This is a genomic window from Cohaesibacter marisflavi, assembly GCF_963665895.2.
GTDB classification, from domain to species: Bacteria; Pseudomonadota; Alphaproteobacteria; order Rhizobiales; family Cohaesibacteraceae; genus Cohaesibacter; species Cohaesibacter marisflavi.
On sequence record NZ_OY762534.1, the window covers coordinates 996,014 to 1,018,810 of the forward strand.

19 protein-coding genes are annotated in these 22,797 nt (G+C 53.1%); 7 read left to right on the top strand and 12 right to left on the bottom strand.

The annotated features are described in order from the left end of the window. Positions 1-5: 5 nt before the first annotated feature. The 9 genes from ACKPCT_RS05715 to ACKPCT_RS05755 all read right to left on the bottom strand — a co-directional run bounded on the left by ACKPCT_RS05715 (position 6) and on the right by ACKPCT_RS05755 (position 11,835). The gene (locus ACKPCT_RS05715) at positions 6-1,325 is read right to left on the bottom strand and encodes an alginate O-acetyltransferase AlgX-related protein (RefSeq protein WP_319568640.1); all 1,320 of its coding nucleotides are present in this window, start codon (positions 1,323-1,325) and stop codon (positions 6-8) included. Positions 1,326-1,340: 15 nt separating this feature from the next. Beyond that, positions 1,341-2,153 carry a hypothetical protein gene (locus tag ACKPCT_RS05720; RefSeq protein WP_090073593.1) on the bottom strand — a complete coding sequence of 271 codons (813 nt, stop codon included), beginning with the start codon at positions 2,151-2,153 and terminating at the stop codon, positions 1,341-1,343. After that, positions 2,140-3,309 (bottom strand): alginate O-acetyltransferase AlgX-related protein, encoded by a 1,170-nt coding sequence (locus ACKPCT_RS05725; protein ID WP_319568641.1) that lies wholly within the window; start codon positions 3,307-3,309, stop codon positions 2,140-2,142. Before ACKPCT_RS05725 ends, ACKPCT_RS05720 begins: the two co-directional genes overlap by 14 nt. A 9-nt stretch (positions 3,310-3,318) precedes the next feature. Then, on the bottom strand, positions 3,319-4,791 hold the full coding sequence (locus tag ACKPCT_RS05730; protein ID WP_319568642.1) for an MBOAT family O-acyltransferase: 1,473 nt from the start codon (positions 4,789-4,791) through the stop codon (positions 3,319-3,321). A gap of 8 nt (positions 4,792-4,799) precedes the next feature. Further along, the gene (locus ACKPCT_RS05735; protein ID WP_319568643.1) at positions 4,800-6,392 is read right to left on the bottom strand and encodes a right-handed parallel beta-helix repeat-containing protein; all 1,593 of its coding nucleotides are present in this window, start codon (positions 6,390-6,392) and stop codon (positions 4,800-4,802) included. Next, entirely contained in the window at positions 6,392-7,831 is a 1,440-nt protein-coding gene (locus ACKPCT_RS05740) for a mannose-1-phosphate guanylyltransferase (RefSeq protein WP_175528084.1), read from the bottom strand. The genes ACKPCT_RS05735 and ACKPCT_RS05740 overlap by 1 nt, the downstream gene beginning before the upstream one ends. Before the next feature lie 83 nt (positions 7,832-7,914). Continuing rightward, a complete protein-coding gene (locus ACKPCT_RS05745; RefSeq protein ID WP_090073602.1) occupies positions 7,915-9,024 on the bottom strand; it encodes a hypothetical protein in 1,110 nt (369 codons plus the stop codon). A gap of 17 nt (positions 9,025-9,041) precedes the next feature. Beyond that, complete coding sequence (locus ACKPCT_RS05750; protein ID WP_319568644.1) at positions 9,042-10,505, bottom strand: glycosyltransferase; 1,464 nt, start codon at positions 10,503-10,505, stop codon at positions 9,042-9,044. 10 nt (positions 10,506-10,515) lie between these two features. After that, positions 10,516-11,835, bottom strand: coding sequence for a nucleotide sugar dehydrogenase (locus tag ACKPCT_RS05755; protein WP_090073797.1), 1,320 nt, complete (start codon positions 11,833-11,835; stop codon positions 10,516-10,518). A gap of 694 nt (positions 11,836-12,529) precedes the next feature. On the opposite strand from ACKPCT_RS05755, the gene ACKPCT_RS05760 reads away from it, so the two are divergent. Next, a complete protein-coding gene (locus ACKPCT_RS05760; protein ID WP_090073605.1) occupies positions 12,530-12,712 on the top strand; it encodes a hypothetical protein in 183 nt (60 codons plus the stop codon). Between the two features lie 273 nt (positions 12,713-12,985). Here ACKPCT_RS05760 and ACKPCT_RS05765 read toward each other — a convergent pair whose 3' ends face one another. Both ACKPCT_RS05765 and ACKPCT_RS05770 read right to left on the bottom strand, forming a co-directional pair. Further along, positions 12,986-13,630, bottom strand: a complete 645-nt coding sequence (locus ACKPCT_RS05765; RefSeq protein WP_319568645.1) for a response regulator transcription factor — start codon at positions 13,628-13,630, stop codon at positions 12,986-12,988. A gap of 352 nt (positions 13,631-13,982) precedes the next feature. Beyond that, a complete protein-coding gene (locus tag ACKPCT_RS05770) occupies positions 13,983-15,206 on the bottom strand; it encodes an ROK family transcriptional regulator (RefSeq protein ID WP_090073607.1) in 1,224 nt (407 codons plus the stop codon). 245 nt (positions 15,207-15,451) lie between these two features. Here ACKPCT_RS05770 and ACKPCT_RS05775 point away from each other — a divergent pair, with 245 nt between their 5' ends. The 6 genes from ACKPCT_RS05775 (at position 15,452) to ACKPCT_RS05800 (ending at position 21,619) form a co-directional block, all read left to right on the top strand. Next, positions 15,452-16,642, top strand: a complete 1,191-nt coding sequence (locus ACKPCT_RS05775) for an extracellular solute-binding protein (protein ID WP_244544722.1) — start codon at positions 15,452-15,454, stop codon at positions 16,640-16,642. A gap of 194 nt (positions 16,643-16,836) precedes the next feature. Continuing rightward, positions 16,837-17,721 carry a carbohydrate ABC transporter permease gene (locus ACKPCT_RS05780; RefSeq protein ID WP_090073611.1) on the top strand — a complete coding sequence of 295 codons (885 nt, stop codon included), beginning with the start codon at positions 16,837-16,839 and terminating at the stop codon, positions 17,719-17,721. Continuing rightward, positions 17,721-18,566, top strand: a complete 846-nt coding sequence (locus ACKPCT_RS05785; protein ID WP_319568646.1) for a carbohydrate ABC transporter permease — start codon at positions 17,721-17,723, stop codon at positions 18,564-18,566. Before ACKPCT_RS05780 ends, ACKPCT_RS05785 begins: the two co-directional genes overlap by 1 nt. Before the next feature lie 2 nt (positions 18,567-18,568). Continuing rightward, the gene (locus tag ACKPCT_RS05790; protein ID WP_319568647.1) at positions 18,569-19,582 is read left to right on the top strand and encodes an SIS domain-containing protein; all 1,014 of its coding nucleotides are present in this window, start codon (positions 18,569-18,571) and stop codon (positions 19,580-19,582) included. A 17-nt stretch (positions 19,583-19,599) separates the two neighbouring features. Then, positions 19,600-20,544, top strand: a complete 945-nt coding sequence (locus ACKPCT_RS05795; RefSeq protein ID WP_319568648.1) for a carbohydrate kinase family protein — start codon at positions 19,600-19,602, stop codon at positions 20,542-20,544. Then, positions 20,531-21,619 (top strand): ABC transporter ATP-binding protein, encoded by a 1,089-nt coding sequence (locus tag ACKPCT_RS05800; RefSeq protein ID WP_319568649.1) that lies wholly within the window; start codon positions 20,531-20,533, stop codon positions 21,617-21,619. The genes ACKPCT_RS05795 and ACKPCT_RS05800 overlap by 14 nt, the downstream gene beginning before the upstream one ends. A 33-nt stretch (positions 21,620-21,652) precedes the next feature. On the opposite strand, the gene ACKPCT_RS05805 is transcribed toward ACKPCT_RS05800, so the two are convergent. Then, on the bottom strand, positions 21,653-22,558 hold the full coding sequence (locus tag ACKPCT_RS05805) for an AraC family transcriptional regulator (RefSeq protein WP_175528086.1): 906 nt from the start codon (positions 22,556-22,558) through the stop codon (positions 21,653-21,655). Between the last annotated feature and the right edge of the window lie 239 nt (positions 22,559-22,797).

Here is a 22,797-nt window from a genome sequence, read left to right on the forward strand (position 1 = left end):
CGTTATCAGTATGAACAAAGTTGGAGTTCGCTCCCACCTTCGGGAGGCCGGTTGAAAGTCAACTTCAAGCTCTTGATTGGAGCCTGCTCAAGCGGCAGCAAGGGGAAATAAAATCGGCCTGTGGCGCGTAGGCGGTCGCCCCGATGCATGGCAATGCTGCGTTGCTGTCCATTGGCCAACGCAGCTTCAACTGTGAGATTGCGAATGGTCTGGTCCTGGGTTTCCACCATCACAGCCTGATTGGAGGCGACTTTCACAGAGGCAAGATCAACGAAAAATTCATCTTGCTGCTCGCCGATATTCTGCACCTCAAGCGCGGGCTGGCAGGTCTGCGATGCCGCGGCCAGCAATTCCACCCATGGGGCGGGCCCATATTGTCCCAGATTGTTGTAGATCGGGTTTTCCCATATGAGAAAGCGTGGGCGGTTTTCCTGAAATTCGCGTGAGGTCATGTAAGAGAGGATCGAGCCAAACTGGTTGCCGCCGGATATGGCATAGTTGGTCAGCGTCAGGGAGCTGTATTGGCTGATAAAGCCGCCAAAATTGCCAGCCTCAGCGTTTGACATACTGGTGCCGACCAATGCAATCGGGTCTGCGGCCTCGGCACCGAAAAGGTCAACCGTGCCCGAGGATTGATCAACCTTGGTGGTCTCGTAGGCCATGCTTTCGACCACAGGAAGGGCATCCTTGCAGAAGCGCTGTAGATTGTTGCGCAATGTCGAGAAGGACACCATACGGTCGAGTTCGCGGGTCTTGAATTTGGTTTTCTTTATAGAGGCATATCCCGGCTGCGCCTTGATGACATCGGCGATGGCCTTGGCCGCAAGGCGTGACCCCTGAGCTGTCCAGTGGAAATCGGAGCGAAAGAACAGTCCGTCTTCGGATTTTGCCGCCAGCATGGGGCTTTGAAGATCGACAGCCAGAATATTGGCTGCTTTCAGACGATCAATAACGGTCTGATAGCTTTGCTCCGCGAGCTTACGATCATAGCCATAGAGCTTGGCTCTTTCGGGCAAGAAATCCGGCATGGCCTGACTTTTGGTCGGTACGGGCGCATAGATCAGCGTTGTGCCCTTTTCCTTCAGGACTTCAGACAGTTTTGCAAGATTCTGGATCGATTCATCGGAGAAGCTGAAATGCAGTCTCATATCCGTGAAGATCCGGTAGAAATATCCGGATTTTCCTTCCAGTGAACGCGGGTCGGCCACATCTTCAAGATGCTTGCAGCCAAAGGCCGAAGATGAAAGATCGCCTTTCGCTTCGGCGTCCCCCGAGAATATGGTGGCGCATAATAGAGCGGCAAATAGAGGTTTCAAATCGGTCATGACAAATACTCGTTTTTAGGTTTCCTCGCCCACAGGCTGAGGCAAATTAATAAGTTTTCTCAAATTCTTCGCGGCTGCCCGAATGCCAAAATCATCGCTGCGATCCGCAACATCCAGATAGCGCTTCACTTCCTCTTTTTCCTTGGGCATCAAAGGCTGGTGAGAGGCTATGGAGGCCGCCAGACGCAGGGCAATCTTGTCGTCATAGGCTGACGTATCCACCCGTTTCATCAGCTCCATGGCCAGATCCGGTTTGGCTCCGAATGGCGAGCCCTGTTCATAAAATTGAGCGAGGGCCAACAGCGCCTTCTGATCGCCACTTCTGGCCTGCCGCAGAAGTGCCTGTTCCAGATGTTCCAATCTGCTGTCGGTGAATTCGACATTCTGGTTTTTCAGGATCTTGACCAGTGGCCGGACGGCATAACTGCGCCCGTCATAAGCTGCGATGGACAGATAATGCGCGACATCGGAGAGAATATCGTTGCGGCCCATTCCCATAAGGCGCTTGGCGAAGCGATAGGCGGCCAGACCATCGCCCGTATCGGCAAGCTCACGCAGATCCTTGTAGGAAACATGCTGCTTTCTGACCAAACGTTTGCGGATTTGCTTCAAGCGATAGGTATCGAGATTGAAGGCCGAAGACACCTTGACGACAGGGCGCTGTGGCTGCCCATTATTGGCAGACTGGATCTGTGGCAGGTTTAGCGGACTGTTGACCTCAACACCGATGACATGCTGGCGCTGGCTATTGGCTGCAGCATTGACGTTGCCAGTTGCAAGAGCAAGGCAGGATGCAAGCATCAGGGATTTGATGTTACGAATGCTCATCACTCTGCTCCTTCGACAAGAGGTTCAAATCGACGGTTTCAGCGCCGGCCGATGTGTCGTCCTTTGGCTGTGGTTTCTCATCCCAGATGCCCTTCTGCGCCAGATAGCGCGTCGGGAATTCCCAGATGACGACCCGAGGGGGCGTGTCTTTGAGGATGTCGCCATGAAGAAAGGCATACATCGGCGCGCCCGGGCCCTTGGCCTTTTCGGCCAGGTTCAGGACATCGGCTTTCAAATCTTTCTTGAGAAATTCAGCGAAGGACCAACGCGTATCTGCACTGTAACTGGTACCAACCAGTACGACCGGGAAGCTGTCTTCGGAGCCGAACAGATCCAGCGTAGCATTGTCCGATACCTCTTCTTCTGCGCGCCAGATATTGGTGTGCTCCTGATCAATGCCCGCCAGTTTGCCGTAATCCTGTCCAGTCACGAAATTGACCAGATCGCCCCAGAAGGTCTCCTCTTCAGCGCTGAAGAGCTTGAAGGATTTGCTGTCGAGATCATCGGGCAACGACATGTCCTGCTCGATTGCTGCCGCGACTTTCTGCGCACCCAGAGGCGTCCAGTGCGTATCGGTTTTGAAAAAGACATTCCCTTCCGATTTGGCAGACATCATGGTGTCGCGCGTGTCGACTACCTCGATACCCTGGGATTGCAGACGTGAAACGAACTGGTGATATTGGCTAATCGCATTGGAGGTGTCTGAAACAGTTTCCAGATGCTCCGAATAGATGTCGGATTTTTGCGGCAGAGGCACCAGCACTAGTTTGATGTTGCGGCTGCCAAGTTCGTTTTTGACAGCGGCAATCTCTGCGACGGATCGCTCGATCAGTGGTTCGGAATTGATGTCTGGACCGAATTCCTCTTCGGTGAAGAACCATTCGTCATCCCCCACGACGACGCCCTTTTTACCAACACCGAGCGTGAGGTAACGAGCCGCGCCCAACAGGCCCACAGCCGGTTCGCGGTGCGGCAGGCTGGTCTTGTAGATCTCTTCGAATTCACGGGTCAGCCCACCTTCCAGAAGGCTCCGTTCACTGGTGCTCTGAAGCTTGGTTTCATCGCTCAGAAACAGGCTTGCATTGGCATAAACGGCATAGCCGATAAAGAGAGCCGGAGTCAGAAGACGAAAAGCATTTGCGATCTTAACAATCATATCTTTCTCCTAGAACTGGAAGTAGAGGAAGGGTGAAAAGCTTTGTTCAGCCAGCTTGGCAACGGCCAACACCAGAAGTGCGCTTGTGGCCAGTGTCAGCGACATAGAGCGTACAGCCGGGAGCATGGCGGCGGCCGATAAGCCCTGTTGGCCATTCTTGACCAGCAATCCGCTGTCTTCTTGCTCTGTTTTGGAAGAGCCGAACCATGTTTGCAATTTGCCTTCAAGAGCGGCGATCAGGGCGCTGATGCAAAGGAAGACGAACGCATCCTGCGGCAGGCCAATGAGGAAATCCGGGCGGATTACAACGCCGTTGGCGCCAACAAGTCCGGCATACATATCCATCGCCACACCGACATTTTCTGCACGGAAGACAACCCAACCGATCATGACGATGACAAATGTGATTGGCAGCGAGAACCAGACGCTGTCTGCCCGCTTGACCCAGCCCGTCATGCGCTCAAGGGCAAGCCATCCGCCATGCCAGGCACCCCAGATGACGAAGGTCCAGCTGGCTCCGTGCCACAAGCCGCCCAGCACCATGACCGTGCAGAGATTGAGGTAGGTTCTGTAAACGGAGCCACGGTTCCCCCCGAGCGGAATATATAGATAATCGCGTAGCCAGACAGACAGGGAAATATGCCAGCGTCTCCAGAACTCGGTAATGGAGCGAGAGATATAGGGACGGTTGAAATTCTCGATGAAGCGGAAGCCGATCATCATGCCAAGGCCGATGGCCATATCGGAATAGCCGGAGAAGTCGAAATAGAGCTGAAGCGTATAGGCAACCGTGCCCAGCAGCGCCTCGCCGAATGTCGGATCGCTAGAGGCAAAAGCCGCATCGGCAATGGGCGCGATGCTGTCAGCAAGAAGGATTTTCTTGGCCAGACCAATGGTGAACCGTGTCATGCCGTCTGTGAAGAGCTTGACGCTATGCTCGCGGTGATCGATCTGGTCTGCAAGATCCTTGAAGCGCAGGATGGGACCGGCGATCAATTGCGGGAACAGGGCAATAAAGGCTGCGAAATCGATAAAGCTTTTCGTTGCAGGTGCATCGCCGCGGCGGATGTCGATCAGATAGCTGATCGACTGGAAAATATAGAAGGAAATGCCGATCGGCAGGATGAGGCGCCAATGCACGCCCATCTCCTGTGCCGTCATGCCAGCAAGAGCGGCAAAGCTGTCGACAAAGAAATTGAGATATTTGAAGACGCCCAGCACCAACAGGCAACCGATCACGCCGATCGCGCAGAAAAGTTGCTTTCTGGCTTCGCTGGTCGCAAGCTGGATCTTCAGGCCCAGGCCGTAGGTCCACAGCGTAACCAGAAAGAGCAACATGAGAAAATCAACGCGCCACCAAGCGTAAAAGATATAGGACCCCAGAACGAGCGTCCATGAGCGGAGTCTGACTGGCGTGAGGTAATAGAAAGCCAGAAACAGCGGCAAATATAAAAATAGGAATTGTTCTGATGAAAATACCATTTTGACACCTAGAGCTTACAGCTTTCCAGATTGAGAAGAACAAATTGACGAGCGCCACCATTGCCAACCGCGGCTGCTGTTGAGTTGGTGGTCGTAAAGATGCCGGAAACCCCGTTGTCGAGCTTTCCTGCACGGGCTAAATATTGAGGTAAATTGCGTTTCAGCTCGCCGGAGAAAAGAACCGGCAGCTGTCTGGAAAAATCATTGCCAGTCAGTTCCAACTTGGGAGAGTGACGGGCCAGAACACCAATTTCATTGTCAATAAAACGGTTGTGATTCAGTTGATGGCGGTCTTCGGTGGCGATGCCGCCGATGATGGCAATGGCAGCGCCGCTATTGCCCGCGATAATATTCTTCTGAAAATGCATGGCTAGGCTGTTGGTTGTTGCAATGCCGCCTTTGCCATTCTGATAGATCGAATTGCCGGAGATCTCGGAACAGGCTGCCCCTTCCAGAGCAATGCCGTCCTGTGCGTTGTCCAGAAGAAGATTGTTCAGAATATGCGCTTTGGAAACGCCGCCGGAAGCATAGATTCCAGCCCCCTGCCCGCTGGAAATGACATTACCACTGATCATTAGGTTTTTCGGATTCTGGGTCAGATGGATGCCGTGATGTTGGCTGCCGACAATGATATTGTTCTGAACCTGACCGTTTTCGACATTTCTGATGCGAAGCGCGGAATCTTTGCTGTTTAAGATCAGATTGTTTCGAATATCAATCTGCTTCATGCCGATCATCTCAATGGATCCAACATCGACAATGCGGTTGGATAGCAGACGCATTTGGGTCTGGATCGGAAAGAGCAGATTGGAGACAACATCGATGCCTCGCATATAGGTACGGTCGCCAAAACCCAGATTGGAAAGCTTGCTGCCAACGATATCCGCTCCGCCACCAAGAGCTGTCAGGATAAAGGGGTTGAAATCCTTGACCTTATTGCGCTGTTCGCTGCCCTTAAGCTCTGCCTTGTGCATGGTGAAATTGCCGATATTGACGACAAATACGCCTTCAGCTGTCGAAAGGGTCAGGGTTTCTCCAGCTTCAATTTTCAATTTGGCCGCCGACATGATGAACAGCGGATAATGCAAATTGTAGCTGCTGTCACTTTTCGTCAAAGCTTCGCTATTGCCCGCCTTTTCAAGGGCTGCATGGATATCAGCCAGTGTGAAGGCACCGCTCTGCAGGGTCAGTACAGATTGATCCGCTCTCGGATTTACCTGTCGCAAATCGGCATGATGCTTGCTGCCCATCTGCTTTCTGACCTGCCCGAGCACCAAATCCAGCGGTAGGAAATCAAGCCGTTGTTTCCGAGCGGTTTTCTTTACGCCTTCAAGGGGAGAGGCTGTCACATCATCCCCGTTCTGCTCCCAGACTTCTGGGGTCAGACTCGGCATAATTTGCGATACAGAGTCTGACAACGCATAGATATCCAGATCCGGTGCCAGAGCCAATTGCTGCTTGAGCTCTGTAACATCGCCCAAAGGGTCGGGCAGTGCGCGCAAGAGCCCCTGTTCTGCACGCGCACTGATCCCTTCCCCGGGCAACAGAGCAGGAGCCATCGCAGTCAATATGAATGCTGTTGTCCGGATCAGGCCAATCATCACGCCACCTCTTCAGCGCGGACTTCGACACCAAGTACGGCGGACTTCTGGTAATCGAGAACCTCTTCGCCTTCGACCTTATATTGGATCTCGACGATGACTGCGGTTTCGTTGCCGGTATTGCGGAAGGTTGCGGCTTCCCCTTCCTTCACTTCAACCACATCGCCGGGCGTGAACTGGCTGATGCCTGCCTTGTTGGTAAAGACGCCCTGCCCTTCGGAGAAAGTGAGAAGGCGATGATAGTGCGCCATTTCATCAAACAGCAGCGTGCGGCCCGGTTCGATGCGAAGCATGGTCAGGTTGAAGCTCTTGCCAGACTGCATCTTGATTGCCTGTCCCCAAGGCAGGGTTTTTGATGCGTGGGCGACCACTTCATTGCGGCCATCTTCCTCCAGAGTGGAAATGATGGATTTCACCTTCTGGCTATGGTCATGAGTGGTCACCAGCAAGGCGTCGTCGGTGTCCACGATCACGAGATCTTCAATGCCCAATACGGCGATCAGGCGGTTCTGTGAGCCACGGATGTAAGAATCCTTGGAGTCGATGCAGACCACGTCACCTGAGACATAGTTGCCCTGATCATCCTTTTCACTCACCGCATGGAATGCCTTCCAGGCGCCGACATCATTCCAGTCGATATCGGTTGGAGCGAGAATGGTGCGGTCGGTTTTCTCAAATACGATGGCTTCGGTCGGGCCACTCACGGCGCGGGCGAAATCTTCGCCAGCCAGCTCTAGACGATCCGGGAAATATTCTGCATTGGAATAGGCTGCCATGACCTGTTCAAAGGAATCCGGATCCAGCCTGCGGTATTCCTCCATGATCACGTCTGCGCGGAACATGCTGATGCCGGATGCCCAGAAGGCATTGCGGTCGATCATCATTTGTTCAGCGATTTCAAACGGTGGTTTCTCGACAAAGCGCGAGACCTTTTGTGCAAAGGCCACTTCGTCATGTGGGCCACCATCGACAATGTAACCATACCCGGTTTCCGGATAGCGTGGCTCAATGCCAAACAGGGCAATCTTGCCTGCGTGGGCAGCGGGGACCATGCGTTTGAGCGCCTTGTTGAGGTCGCCCTTGATGATATGGTCGGAGGGCAGAACCGCCATGACCGCATCGGGATCCCGAAGGGAAAGGTGGATAGCGGCGGCCAATACGGCCGGCCCTGTGTTTCTGCCAAGCGGCTCTGCGATAATCGTCGCATTGGTGTCGATATCATTGAGCTGCTGTTTGACGACCCCCAGATGTGACCTGTTCACACTGATGATGGGTTCTTCGAAGCCGTCTGCAACATGTCTGGAGACGGTCGCCTGGAAGAATGTCGTGTCCTCAGACCCGTTGATGGCCTGAAACTGTTTGGGGTTATTCGAGCGCGAAAGAGGCCAAAGGCGTGTCCCCACCCCTCCACACAATACCAATGGATAGATGCCAACCATTTTTCTCATCCTTGTCATTTTAATGCACAATGTTCGGTCTTTTGCCCCGGCTTGCGACTGATGGGGCATTCCTTCACACAGGATCAGAGAACCTGTTGTTTGTACTCATTAAATAAACTCATAAAAGAGACGTATCTGCCGTCCTTGATACGAAGTTTGGCAGGGCTTCCCGTATCAGCCAGCGTCAATAATCCTTCCGGCGCGGTGAAAGTGACGCGCGTCACTGACTGGCCGGAAACGGGAGGCTTGATGTCTTTGGTTTGCAGATTAACTGTTCTGCCGTCAGCCAGCGTTGCTTCTGCAACACCGCCAAAGACGAGCATTTCGGCTTCCTTGTCTGGCAAAATGGCCGAAACCAAAATGCCGCTGTCATTGCCCGGAATGAAGGCAAGATTATCGTCTGTCGCCACCACGTTGCCCACCACGCTTGACTTGGCGATGGTCAGCGTGCAGTCGCAGGGGTTAACGACGGTCAGTTGACGACCATCGGCCCCCTGAATTGCGACGAGCGGTTCTTCCAGTCCTGCTTGCGGATTGACATAGACGATTTGTCCATCAACGCCGGACTTGATAACGGCACCGCTTGGCATGACGGTTGCCAGTTTTGGCACATCTCTGATGAGCAGTCGGTTCTGGATCAGGGAACCGGCCAGCACGACGAGGCCAAGTGTGGCCGCGCCGACAAAGGCGGTCCCCACCATCGACTTGAAGCGCTGGACGAAAGAGCGTTCGCTATCAGCAGCTCCGGCAGGTGTTTTCTTGGCCTTGTCTGCGGTGACGCTCAGCAGGTCGTTGATATCGACGACCTCGCCTGCGATATAGGCATTGAGAATGTAGCGCAAACGCGGCAGGTGTGGCCCGGTCGGGTTGAGGAAATCAAGCCGGTAGAGCCCGGTCACCTCGTCCACACAGACCATTACGACCTCAATGGCCATGGTCACCTGAAAGCCTTCAAAAGGTACCCGGAACGTAGCTGGCTTGATGACCTGCCCATAGTCGCGCGAGGCGAGCCCTTTTACATAGGCGTTGACCAGCGAAATCCCATCGCCCTCATATTGCCGTCCTTCAATGACGACCGAGAAAGGCATCTGCAGCATGGCCTGCTCGCTTGTATGATCATCAGAGAGCGAAACGGCATCCAGAGTTTCATAAGGCTCATGGTCAGGTAGTTTGTTGTGATCGTCGATATGCATGGCAATTAATTCCCAATTCAAACAAGTCCGGTGATCCAGGAAACGCCCAGTGCCAACCAACAGAAGGTCAGCCCCTGGAGAAACCAGGAAAATGAGTTTGATTTCATAAAATGAGTGCGAACGGCTTTTGCCTTGTTGGTGGTGTTCTGGCGCGTCCATTTCTGCTTATCGAGCCGAAACAGGATGTAGCTTTTGACCAACGCACCAAAGGTCTGGCTAAAATAGAGAAGGAAGGGATAGGTAATCGGGAAACGCCCTTCCCGGAACGAAGAAATAAGCAGGCAAAACAGGTATCTGGTCAGCATCACCCATGCGAGGTAAAGCAGCAGGACAAGTGGATCGACCAGAATGGCGGCCAATAGCAAGCCGATGGGGCCTGCAAGGGTCGTCCACATTGACAGGCGCTGGTCAAGAATGGACCACCAGGTAAAGAACCCGATGCGTCCCGGACCGAGCGATAGGGCTCGTCCGTTGGTTCTGAGCATGTTGCCGAACCAGCGCGTCATCAGGGTAATGGCGGAGTCAAAGAAGCCTGCGCGTGGTTGGGTTTCAATGGAAAGCGTTTTGACATCGGGCAAATAGCCCATCTTGTAGCCATTGCGCAGCAACCAGTACCAGGTCGATTTGTCGTCTCCGGTGAGGAAGTTCACCCGACCCAGCCGCCAGTGATCGATATGGTCACTCTGTACCGCCTCGATAAACTCGGCGTTGGTGGCAAGGTCAGCCCGGAAGACTGACATCCGGCCAGTCAGCGTCAGGACACGCTCACTGATGCCCATGGAACACATCATCATCTGACGCTGGGCAAAGCGAAGGTTGAACCAGTCACGGAACAGGCGCCCGCCCGTTGATTCAGAGGTTTCGTCCGTCGTCATGGCGCCGTAGCTTGGGTCAAGGAAATATGGGGCCGAGCGATCAACCACATCCTTGGGGACGCAGCTGTCCCCATCCACGAAGATGACGATGTCATTGCGTGAAGGATAATGCTTGGCGATGGTCCTCAATGAGGTTGCCAGCGCATCACGTTTGCCTGTGCCTTCGATCCGGTCAAAGACCAGCTGCACGCGGCTCATATCCATAGGCATGGAAGCAAACGCGCTTTTGATGAGGCGCACATCGGAGGCATCAACCACGGAGGCCACGATCGTTGCGCCACCTTTTGAATTGGCCGCCGCCTCGAAGATCGAGCGATAGACGCGGGCTGAAATTTCTGGCGCAATCTTGAAAGTTGTCGTCAGAAAGAAGGCATGCGCCCGGGTTGGCTTTGCGAAATAGCGTTCCTCGGCAGCATTACGCCGCCGGGGAAACACAACCCGCTTGTACCAGAAGGCACGAAGGAAGTTCGTCGCGGCCCAACTGTACCGCCATGCTCCGACAATGCCCAGAACAACGATCGCACCGGAAGCATTGGTGCTGACCTCGACCGGCACGGACAAAGCAAGGATCAGCATCACCATTATATATGCAATGTGAGCCACCATCGTCCCGTCCTCACCAACAGATGCCTTCGTAATTGCCGTTGGACGTCACCTTGTTATTGAGGCGAGCCAGATCGACCATCGGCAATGTTGAAGCGGCCTTGGAGAGAGGTTCGACAACTTCGGAATATTTGTTTCCGACGAGCAGGATGTCGGACTGCTCGATCAGTGCATCGATAGAGCTGACAAGGCGTTGTTCCAGATTTTCGACATAGTCGTTGCCACGACCTGCGCCACTCATTGCTTCGTCATAGGCTTCCTGCACGAAGGGATCATAGATCTTGAGATCGTAACCCTTCTTGATCAAGCGGTCTGCCAGCGCAGCCAAGGGGCTTTCGCGCAGGTCATCGGTACCAGCCTTGAAGCTGATGCCCACCATGCCAATCGAACGGCCCACCAGATTGTCGACGAGATGTTCTGCGCGGCGGATTTGCGCCTCGTTCGCAGAAAGAGCCACGTCCAGCATCGGAGATGGGACATTGTTGGACCTTGCCAGGAAGCGCAAAGCGCGCAGATCTTTCGGCAGACACGAGCCGCCAAAGGCGAAGCCAGGGCGCATGAAGTAAGGCGACATGTTGACCTTCATGTCTGAACAGAGGACGCGCATCACCTCTTGTCCATCAAGGCCGACGGCCTTGGCGATGTTGCCGATTTCATTGGCGAAGGTGATCTTGACGGCACGCCAGCAGTTGCTGGTGTATTTGATCATTTCCGCGGTGCGCAGATTGACCGAGCTGATTTCGCAATTTAGCTGGCCATTGATCTCGGTCAGAATATCGTCAGTCTTTTGATCAAGAGCGCCAAAGACGATAAGACCCGGATCATAATAATCTTCAATGGCGGTGCTCTCGCGCAGGAATTCAGGGAAATATCCTACCCCAAATTCTTCGCCCGCTGTCATGCCGGAGGATGCTTCCAGAGCCGGGATGCAGGACTTTTCCATGGAGCCTGGTACAATCGTCGAGCGGACGATGACGGAATGGAACGTGTCCTTGAGGGAAAGCGCACTGCCGATGGCGGTACAAACGCTCAACACATAGTCCAGACCGACAGATCCGTCTGGAGCACTGGGGGTGCCAACACATACGAATGACGCGTCTGTTTCCAACACCGCTTTACGGGCATCTGTCGTGGCGGTCAATCGACCACTTGCGACGCCGGTTTCAATAAGCTCTTCCAGCCCATTCTCTACAATGGGGGTTTTCCCGGCGTTGATCGAATCGACTTTGCTCTGATCAACATCCGCAGCAATGACAGTATGGCCGTCTCTTGCAAGACAAGCTGCGGCTACCGTTCCAACATATCCAATACCAAAAATGCTAATTCTGGCCACGACAAACCTCATGTTCTCATAGTATTAATTTTTGTTCGATGAATTCGATGCACCCCCGGAAAGTCTTATTCATTTCCCGAGGGGCTGAGCTTCGGCCCGTAAATGGGCAAATTTTATGCAAATATTAATCTTGTCTTAACGATTAGCGTGGCTACCAAAAAATACCTAGTCAGAATAAATGGAACCCTTGTAAGGAAAATCCTTTCTCATGATTTTTCAATTAGTTAATGGTTTTGGTTTACATGCGTGTAGTTAAGGTTGCGCGCAACCGACAGCTCGAGGAACTGTGTGCGCCTAATTTTTGAGCAACTATTTTGAGGGAATTTGTATGCCAAACAATGAGAGTGGAACTAAGCCGCATAATTCAGTGACTTAGAATGATTTTTCATGAATCAAAGTATTTCACATGCCGTTTTTGATTTGCATCACAATTGCTGATAATAAAGTCTTGACAGTCCAATATTTAGATCTTGAATTCGCCAAATTTATCTCTTATTTTCCGTTTCAATCTTCGGGAAACCGATATCGAGCCTTAAACAGAAGAAATAAAATTTATCCCGCTTTCGTCTTTTCCGGACGTGCTTTTCAATCCTATTGCTTGCTAGACCTTATTTTCGTCGGTCTTCTTATTTATTTTTCTTAAATGTTATTTCTGTACAAGGGTGCTGAGTAGCAACACGAGAGGAATCTGGCCATGGATTCGATAGCTTTGGTGGAAAGACTGGCTAATACGCTGAGTGACCTTGATGGGAAGTCCATCAATCCTGATACTCTGAAGGAGTTGGTCAAGCAGGATGCGCAAGAGACGCTGTTTGAGGATCGCCCTTCCAACGTGATCTCTCTGTCCGATATTCGCGGCAAGCTTCAGAGCGCCTGATATGCGCTCGCTTTAAACTCGCCGGGAATCTATCGTATAGGAGCCATTGGGCGCGGTGGCTCCAGCCACAATTTTGGTGCTTCTTTAAAGGTCTTTTTGCCTCGCATGGGCTCGCGTCGAGCTCAATCTCTGGTGTATTTCGGCAATTCCTGCCCTCAAATCTCATTCCCAGCGTATTTTCGGAAGTTGGTCATCTCCGCTTGGAGAGCATGCTCGCGCATTTGGTGACCATGCCAAGGCTCATGGAGCGCCTTTAAAGAAATGGCTCTTTAATCAGGTATCAAACCAGCCGTTTGTCACGGCATATCGCACGATCGATGCCCGGTCGGCGAGCTGCAATTTGTTCATCGCGCGGTTCTTGTAGGTTTCGATGGTCTTGATACTCAGATTGAGATTGGCGGCGATTTCTTTTGAGTAATGCCCCAGTGCGACTTGATGCAAGACTGTCTTTTCTCTTTCGCTCAGAATGCTGATTTCAATCTGGTCGTCTTGCGCGTTGTCTGTTTCACTGTTTATGGAGCGGTGCCCGTTGTGCTTGTTGAGTGAAATGTTTGGGTCGATATAGTTTCCGCCATTGGCTACGATGGATACAGCATTCATGAAATTTTGCGAGGTCACCGTCCTGCTTAAAAATGCATAATTGGAGCCGCGTTCCTTGAACAGCTCGGACAGCTTTTCATCGGCATCCAAAAAGACGAAGGGCACATTAATGCCACGGCTGCCCAATTGATCGATGAGCACTTCCCCTTCTTCTATATTCTGAACGCGTATCATGACAATATCTGGATGTAGGCTCAGGGCTTGTTCGACCGACGTCTGCTCGAAGTCATCCATGGCTCTAACCACGACAAAGTCAGAGCCATTCAGAAGAGCCTTGGCACCCTCAAATATCAGCGGTTCGGCATCAATATAGGCCAAACGCTTTTTCCGATTTGCAATAGTATTTGAATTCTCAATCATAACCGCAGCTCTACTTATGGCACAATTCTAGAGATCATCTTCACAACACTCGTTGAGAAAACGTCATCTCAGAAATACAGTCCTGATTTTCAAGAGTCCGAATCTTCTAGCAAAACCTTTGTCCCCCGACAAAAAATCATCACAAAATAATATAACCCGGGAGGCATTGTAGTATTATTATTTCTGTTTGTATAGACGTGGATACAATTGCACTAGACAATATTAGGCGCTTTAAATTCCTGTTTGAATAGTCGCTTTTTACCTGCGGGTTTTTACGAATAAAACTATGGCGCTGTTTGCCCTTCGTCTTTTAGCTCTTGACCAAAGCGGAATGGCGCGGCGAAAAACTGTTGCTGATGGGTTCGGATGCTGCCCCTATTGCGACAGCCCATTGATCTGCGGTTCCTGCCATCATGAATGGCGCGCCGGACGGATTGATCATTTTGCGCATGTCTTCGTTGATCATGCATACTAGGCGATCAATCAATGGCTTTGGGGCTGTGGCACACAGAATGGTCGCTTCCGGAGCAAACATCAGATTCATGCCTTGCGCTGCCCATCTGAGATAGGAGGCTGCCTGCTCAAGCCAGCGCTCCATAACAAAGTTGTTCTCTTCCAGCGCCGTTGTTATGTGCGCAAACAAATTGTCATCTGAGGGGTTCCAGCCCATGGCGTGGCACAAGGAGGCTAACGAGGCCATATGCTCAAGGCTTTCGGTTTCCGCGCTACTGATGACTGGCTTGAGAAGCCCGATCTCGCCCGCGTTGCCATCTACACCTGTATAGAGCTCGCCATTGATGATCAAACCAGCGCCGAGGCCGAAGCCGAAATAGAAGCAAACGACGTTGCGGAAGCTGTCGGCGTTGCCCATAAGCTTTTCAGCAATGGTCGCCGCTGCGGCGTCATTTTGCAGGCTCACGTCCAGACCGGTTCTTTCCTTGAGGCGTTCGACAAGGGGGAACCTTTGCCAGACTGCCATGGAATAGGCATCGTCGTTGGCCCCATTGGCTTCATTGGCCATTGCTGCCAGCTTGCCAAACGGACCCGGCATGGCGACGCCAAGGCCGGCCGTGCGTCCCGAAGCACCACAGCACATCTGCTCAAGCTCTGCTCTGGCCGCGTTGATCAGATCGACAAGGGTTTCGAACCCCTCCTCCGGATTAACGGAATCAAGTTTCACAGAGTGCCGTATCATGATGTCTCCGGTGAGATTCACCACAATCAGGCGCGCAACATCGCGGTCGATTTGCAGGCCTATGGCGAAGGCACCATTGGATGCCAGTGTATAAGGCTTAGCCGGTTTGCCGCGGCCTTCGCGGATCGTCTTCAAAGGCATGACCAGCCCGTCCTGCTCCAATTCATCAATGATATTGGAGACGGTCTGCTTGGTCAGCTTTGTGGCGCGCGCAAGCTCTGCCCGGGACAGAGCCTTGTTTACGCGGATCGCATCTATGATCACGCGACGGTTATGGGCTCCGGCGCTTCCGGCATTGCTTCCAAACACTGCGCGAATGGTCGCTTTTCTGTTTTTCATAAAAAGACATTGACATGCTTGCGAAAGTTACGCAATCATTAAGTCCAATTACTTGACTAAATAGCCAACCAAGAGCTATCGGCCATTTCCCAAGACGGCCTAATCACCCCCTACGTGACGCTACTCAAGCTTTTTCATGGCGTTATCAGAACCCTCGGCACAGATGTGTCGAGTTTCATTTGAGGAGAACATTTATGCGTTCGAAGATTACAGCAGTCTCTTTGGCAGCCACCGCCCTGACCTTCATGGTTTCCGGTGCCGCGCTTGCCGAAACCCAGCTCAATGCCCTGTTCATGGCGCAGGCCGCCTATAGCGAAGATGATATTCGCGCCATGACGACCGAATTTGAAAAAGCCAATCCCGACGTAAAGATCAATCTTGAATTCGTGCCTTATGAAGGTCTGCATGACAAGACCGTGCTCTCTCAGGGGGCCGGCGGTGGCTATGATGTGGTTCTGTATGATGTGATCTGGCCTGCCGAATATGCCCAGAATAGTGTTCTGGTTGATGTCTCTGACAAGATCACTGACGAAATGAAATCCGGCATTCTTCCCGGCGCATGGACGACGGTCAGCTATGATGGCAAATATTATGGTATGCCCTGGATTCTTGATACCAAGTATTTGTTCTACAACAAGGAAATGTTGAAGAAAGCAGGTATCGAGAAAGCGCCTACCACTTGGGCCGAATTGAAGGCCGATGCGCAGAAGATCAAGGATGCCGGGATCGTTGAATATCCCATCGCATGGAGCTGGGCACAGGCCGAAGCGGCAATCTGCGATTACACCACGCTTGTCAGTGCCTATGGGGGCGATTTCATCAAAGATGGCAAACCAGCCTTTGCTGAAGGTGGTGCACTGGATGCCCTCGACTATATGGTGGATAGCTACAAGTCCGGCCTGACGAACCCGAACTCCAAGGAATTTCTTGAAGAAGACGTCCGCAATGTCTTCCAGAATGGGGATGCGGCTTTCGCGCTCAACTGGACCTACATGTATAACCTTGCCAACGATCCCAAAGAGAGCAAGGTCGGCGGTAATGTTGGCGTCGTTGCTGCTCCGGGCGTTGAAGGTATCAGCGAAGAATCCGCCGTCAACGGTTCCATGGGCCTTGGCATCACCTCCACGTCCGAACATCCTGACGAAGCATGGGACTATATCGTCTACATGACCTCCCAGAAGGTTCAGAACGATTATGCTCGCCTCAGCTTGCCAATCTGGGCCAGCTCCTACACAGACCCCGCAGTGACCGAAGGTCAGGAAGAACTGATTGCAGCCGCCGAGAAAGGCCTTGCAGCCATGTATCCCCGTCCTTTGACGCCGCACTATCAGGAAATGTCCCTTGCGCTTCAGCAGGGCATTCAGGAAGCCCTGTTGGACATGTCTTCTCCGAAGGATGCGCTTGAGGCTGCTGCTGAGAATAGCGGACTTGAATAAATAGATTGCGAGCCGGGATCCTTGGTCCCGGCTCCGTCCGGTTTGCTGCTGTAAGGTGTGACTTTTATATTATCGTGCTGCATCCTTCAGCCTAATTGGGCTTTGGTTTTGCGTATGTCACTGCGCTCAACGCCGCCGTCTCGCCCTCCGGACGTCCGCTCCAGTCAATCCAAATTGAATGAAGGTCCAATTTCATGTTGTCTGACCGCAAGACTCTTCATGTCTGGTTGTTGATGCTTCCGCTTCTGTGCGTCATGATCGCTGTGATCGGGTGGCCGTTGATCGACACGATCCGTCTTTCCTTTACCAACACCCGTCTTGTCGGGTCTGAGGGCGAATTCGTTGGTCTACACAATTTCACCAAGATGCTATCAAGTCGGAATTTTCAGCGTGCATTCTCCACGACCATGCAGTTTACGCTGATCTCGGTGACCCTTGAAATTGTGATTGGTGTGCTGGTGGGGATGCTACTCAATCAGAAATTCTACGGCCGCACCATATTGCGCGGCATGCTGATTTTGCCCTGGGCCTTGCCGACCGTTGTCAATGCCACCCTGTGGCGCTTGATCTATAATCCTGAATATGGCGCCTTCAATGCTGCCCTGCTCAAGCTTGGCATAATCGATCAATATCAGTCGTGGCTGGGGCAGCCGCAAACGGCGATGATGGCGCTCATTCTGGCGGACCTCTGGAAGAATTTTCCGCTGGTGGCCCTGATCGCGCTGGCCGCCTTGCAATCAGTGCCCAATGACATAAGGGCCGCCGCCATATCGGACGGTGCCAATGCGTTCCGCCGCTTCCGCTATGTTATCTTGCCTTATCTAGTTGGGCCCCTGATGGTGGCGGTCGTGTTGCGCACGATCGAGGCCTTCAAGGTGTTCGATATTATCTGGATCATGACCCGTGGCGGACCGGCGAACTCGACGCGCACCTTGTCGATCCTTGTCTATCAGGAAGCCTTTGCTTTCCAGCGCGCCGGATCCGGCGCGTCGCTCGCGCTGATCATCACGCTCGCCATTACCGTTCTCGCCGTCATTTACATTCGCATCATGCGCAGCTGGGCAGGAGGAACCAACTGATGGAGCATCAATCGCGTGTTTTCTCCATATTTGTCCATGCCATGGCGCTTCTGGTGGCGCTGGTGATTTTGGCGCCGCTGTTGTGGCTGTTTATCATGAGCGTGTCTTCCAATGCGGACCTTTCTGCCAAACCGCTGCATTTCTGGCCGGAGGTGTTTGATTTTTCCCGCTATGGGCAATTGCTCTCGCGTAGCAATAATTCCATGGGAGAGGCTTTCGTCGCCTCGCTATTCAACAGCATCAAGGTGGCCAGTATGGCAACGTTGATCGCGTTGGCCATCGGCATTCCCGCGGGTTGGGCCGCATCGCGCAATCCCCGCGTCGGGTGGTCTCTGGGCGCTGTGGTTGCTACCTATATGTTGCCGCCGGTGGCGCTGTCCGTACCGCTTTACATGATCCTTGCCAAGGCGGGCCTATTGAACACCACGTGGGGACTTGCACTGGTCTATCTCAGTATTCTGGCGCCCTTTTCCACCTGGCTGCTCAAGGCTGGTTTTGATCCCATCCCGCGGGATCTGGAAATGGCCGCCGCCATAGACGGGGCGCGTCTGGATCAGACCTTGCGCATTGTCATTCTGCCGCTTGCCATGCCGGTGATTGCGACCTCGCTGATCTTTGCTTTTCTCCTGGCGTGGGATGAATTTTTCTATGCGCTTCTCTTTACCTCAAACCAGCAGGCCAAGACCCTGACCGTTGCCATTGCCGATCTGGCTGGTGGGCGCGTGTCTGATTATGGCCTCATCGCAACGGCTGGCGTGTTGGCCGCGTTGCCTCCCGTTTTTGTCGGTGTCCTCATGCAAAGAGCCCTAATTTCCGGCCTCACCAATGGAGGCGTGAAAGGTTGAAAATGAACAAGAAACCAGAAACCGAGGCACAATTGGCCATTTATAACGAAATGGCTAGACAGTTCAAAGACAGCAAGGCATCGATCGATGGTGCGAAAGAGCCTGCTGAAAAGATTGCTGCGTCCTTGCGCCAGACCGGCCGGTTGCTGCTGCTGGGCATGGGGGGATCCCATGCCGTTGGGCGCGCGCTGGAGCCGCTATACCGGGCTAGTGGCATCGACGCCATCGCCGTTCCCCTGTCTGAACAGCTTGGCCAGCCGCTGCCGGTTGATGGGCGGACGATTATTGTTACCTCGCAATCGGGAGAAAGTGCAGAGGTTTTGCGCTGGTTCCGTGACTGTGCGCCCAAGGATCATGTCTTCGGCCTGACGATGGAGCCCAATTCCAGTTTGGCAGGGCTTGCGCCTTGTCTCGTGGGGGCTGGCGGATCGGAGATCCCCTTTGCTGCGACAAGGAGCCTTACGGTCTCTGCGGCGCTCCATGCCGCGGTTCTTGGCGCCTTGGGGCAGGATCTTGATGATCTGTTTGCCATCCTTCAGGGCGAGCCCTCTATTGCGATTGATGAAGCGGTCAAGGCGCTTGGTGATGTGAATACGGTTGTCACCTCCTCGCGTCAGCTGCAGGGGGTGGCGGAAGCTATTGCGCTTGGGCTGACCGAGCTTTCGCGTTTGCCATGCTTCAGTCTGGAAGGGGGGCAGTTCCGCCATGGGCCGGTGGAAATGCTTGGTGAGAGCGTCGGTGTTGTTCTGTTTCGGGCTAGAGATGAAACCTGCGATCTGGTGACCGGTTTTGCCGAATTTGTAGCGGAAACGAGTTCGCCTCTGGTGGTGTTTGACGCATCGGGCAAAGAGTCGATCAAGGGAGCGATTACGGTTTCTTGTCCGTCAGCACAGGGTCTTGCTGCCATCTTCTCGGTTTTGCCTGCTGCGCAGCGCTTCATGGTCGATTTTGCAGCTTCGCGCGTCGAGAATGTCGGCACGCCATTGCGATGCACCAAAGTTACCAGAGTGGAATAACAAGGGTTCAGTTGAGAATGAAGAAGAAAAGCTTAGCTCTGGCAACGGTTGGCAATGTGAATGTCGACCTGATCATGGGGCCGGTGTCGCCGAACCTTCCAAGTGGGACGGAACTGATTGTCGAACATGATGAGTTACGTGTTGGCGGCGCTGCTGGCAACGTAGCTCTTGCATGGCAAGCCTTGGGGTGTCCCTATCAGATTGCGGCCAATATCGGGTCTGACCATTTTGGCGACTGGCTGAAAGCCGAGTTCGGAGCGCCTGCTGCAGGCTGGCCTGCCGCCTCTGGAAATACGACTGTGTCGGTTGGCGTAACGCATCCGGATGGGGAACGCACCTTTCTGACGACCAAGGGGCATTTGCTCGCTCTCTCTTGGCCTCAGGTGAAGCAGATGATTGATTGGCAGGCGCTTTCAGGCGGCGTTCTTCTGGTGTGCGGCTCTTTCCTGACCGACAGCCTGACCAAAGATTATCCGCAAATGTTCGCGCATGCCCGGCAGCATGACGTTGCGATTGCCCTTGATACAGGTTGGCCGCTTGAGGATTGGACTGATGCGATCAGAGCCGAGACTCTGAAGTGGCTCGCCAATTGTCAGTATATTCTGTTCAACGAAATCGAGGCTACCTCTCTTTCCGGTCAAGCCGATCCTGAAGCCGCTGGTAAGTGGCTGCTGGGCCATATGCCTGATGAGGGCACTGTGATCATCAAGCGTGGCGGCAATGGGGCCATGCTTGTGCGCGCGGATGGCATTCTGTCATGCCCTGCCCCCAAAGTGGCGCTCGTGGATACTATCGGCGCAGGTGATGTGTTCAATGCCGCCTTCTTTGCAGCGCGTGCGCAAGGCAAAGACTGGCCAGAGGCGGTGCAAGCTGCCATCGGGACCGCGTCGCTCGCCATTTCCACCCATCCAAGATGTTATCTTCCCAAAACAAAGCCGGAGACGATTCATGAGTTCGCTTGACCTTCGTGATGTTACCAAAAAATTCGGTTCGCAAGAAACGCTTAAGGGCATCGACTTAACGTTGGAGAGCGGCGAATTCCTCGTGCTGTTGGGAGCTTCTGGCTGTGGCAAGTCAACCTTGCTAAACCTGATCTCGGGTTTGCTTGACCCAAGCTCTGGCACCATTACGCTGGATGGTCGCACCCTAAACGGGGTTCATCCCAAAGATCGCGATATTGCCATGGTGTTCCAGTCCTATGCGCTCTATCCGAATTTGTCGGTTGCGCGTAACATCGGCTTCGGGCTGGAAATGCGAAATGTGCCGAAAGCCGAGCGCGAGAGCGCGGTATTGGAAGCCGCCAAGGTATTGCAGATTGATCATCTGCTCGAGCGCAAACCATCAGATCTTTCTGGCGGACAGCGCCAGCGTGTTGCGATCGGTCGCGCTCTGGTGCGCAAGCCGAAACTGTTTCTGTTCGACGAGCCCCTATCCAACCTCGACGCCAAATTGCGCATGGAGATGCGCGGGGAATTGAAACGGCTGCACCAGATGTTGGGGGTTACGATTGTCTATGTGACCCATGACCAGATCGAAGCTATGACGCTGGCAACGCGCGTTGCCGTCATGCGCGATGGCCATATCGAGCAGTTAGGCACGCCGGAGGAAATCTATAATCGGCCTGCGACAACCTTTGTTGCCGATTTCATGGGATCACCTCCGATCAACATGTTCAAGGGGCAGCCGCTTGCGGGCACCAATCTTATCGAACTGGACGCTGCTGATCAGCCATTTGTTCTTGATCGCGAACAGCGCTCCTCGGCTGCAACAGATGTGCCTCAAAAGCTGCTGGTTGGCATTCGGCCCGAGGCTTTCAGGCTGGAGCCTATTGAAGGCGGTATTCCGTTTGATTGCGTGGTTGAAATTGTGGAATTGACCGGTCCGGAGAAAATCGTTTCCTTTGACGTGAAAGGTCAAAGGCTGATTGCCACCTTCAAGCCCGAACATGAGTTTCGAGCTAGCGAAAAGATCCGGCTTTATGCGTCAATGGACAAGCTTTCCATTTTTGACGCCGAAAGCGGGAAAAGCTGGCTTTAGGGCAAGCATAGACGTGTAAGAAGCTAAGCTAAGCTAAGCACCAGATTTGCGCGGCTCGGCCTTTCTCCGCCAGTTTTTGGGTGTTGATCCATAAGTCTGCTTGAAGGCGTTGGTGAAGCTTGACTGGTTGTTATACCCTGCCAGAAAAGCGGCCTGACCGATTGGCATGCCCTGATTTTCGATGGCCTGCCGGGCTTTCTCAAGACGTTGTTTGCGAATGAAGTCAGATACTGTCAGGCCGAATTGATGCTTGAAATTGCGCTGGATAGAGCGTTTGCTCGTGCCGGTTTCCCGTGAGAGGGTCTCGATGGTCAGGTCTGCGTGCAGATTCTCGACAACATAGCTGCGCACGCGCTCTGCCTGATTGTAGATATGGACCTTTTCAAGGGGCCGCGTTTGGTGTTGCCTGTTGGTTAAATCCATACAGGCAAGTGATAGCAGTTCCATGGCCTTGGCCAGCCGATAGAGCCTGAGACTTTCGGGGGCATTGGATTCCTGAAATTGGGGGGGCGGATTGATGATCAGTTCGCCCAATTGCACCATGTCGCAGTTGGCCTGCCATAAATAGCTGGTGATCTGCCCATTCTGGAACTGCTTCAGAATTCCTCCGTCTTGTGCATCTGTGACGGTCTGGAGCCAATCAACTGGTAGTGAAAGCTTGATCTTGCGCAGGATGCTGTCGCCATGGTTTGGCAGGCTGCGCAGGGTGCAGGACTTATTGCGCTGGATGATTGCGATTTGCGGCTGACTGCGACAGCCCCTGCCCGCATCGATATCGAACAACATGTCATCAAGATAGAATTTCTGTCCGCCTTCCAGAAACAGCAAAAGCTGGAAACAGGGAGACAGCTCTTGGGCTACAATGCCGGTATGATGTTTTGGTTTCCCATCAAGGAAAGCGACATTTGCAAAGGTTGGTGACATTTGGAAACCAGCCATTTCTTTCTCCAGTCGGGATACTCTACTTAGATTTCGTGGGTGCGTCGCCGCATGCGGGCAAGTCATGAGCGCTGCTGACTTGACGCTTTTGCGCAAAAGAATGGCGCGTCGGCGAAAGTCTTCGAAATTTACATCAAACGCCAACTTCCATTAACTTGACTATTAAAGTCAAGATATATTTCGGGCGCGAATGTGGCCCGAATATCTGGCTCGATCCCTTTCCAAACAAAAAGGTTCGT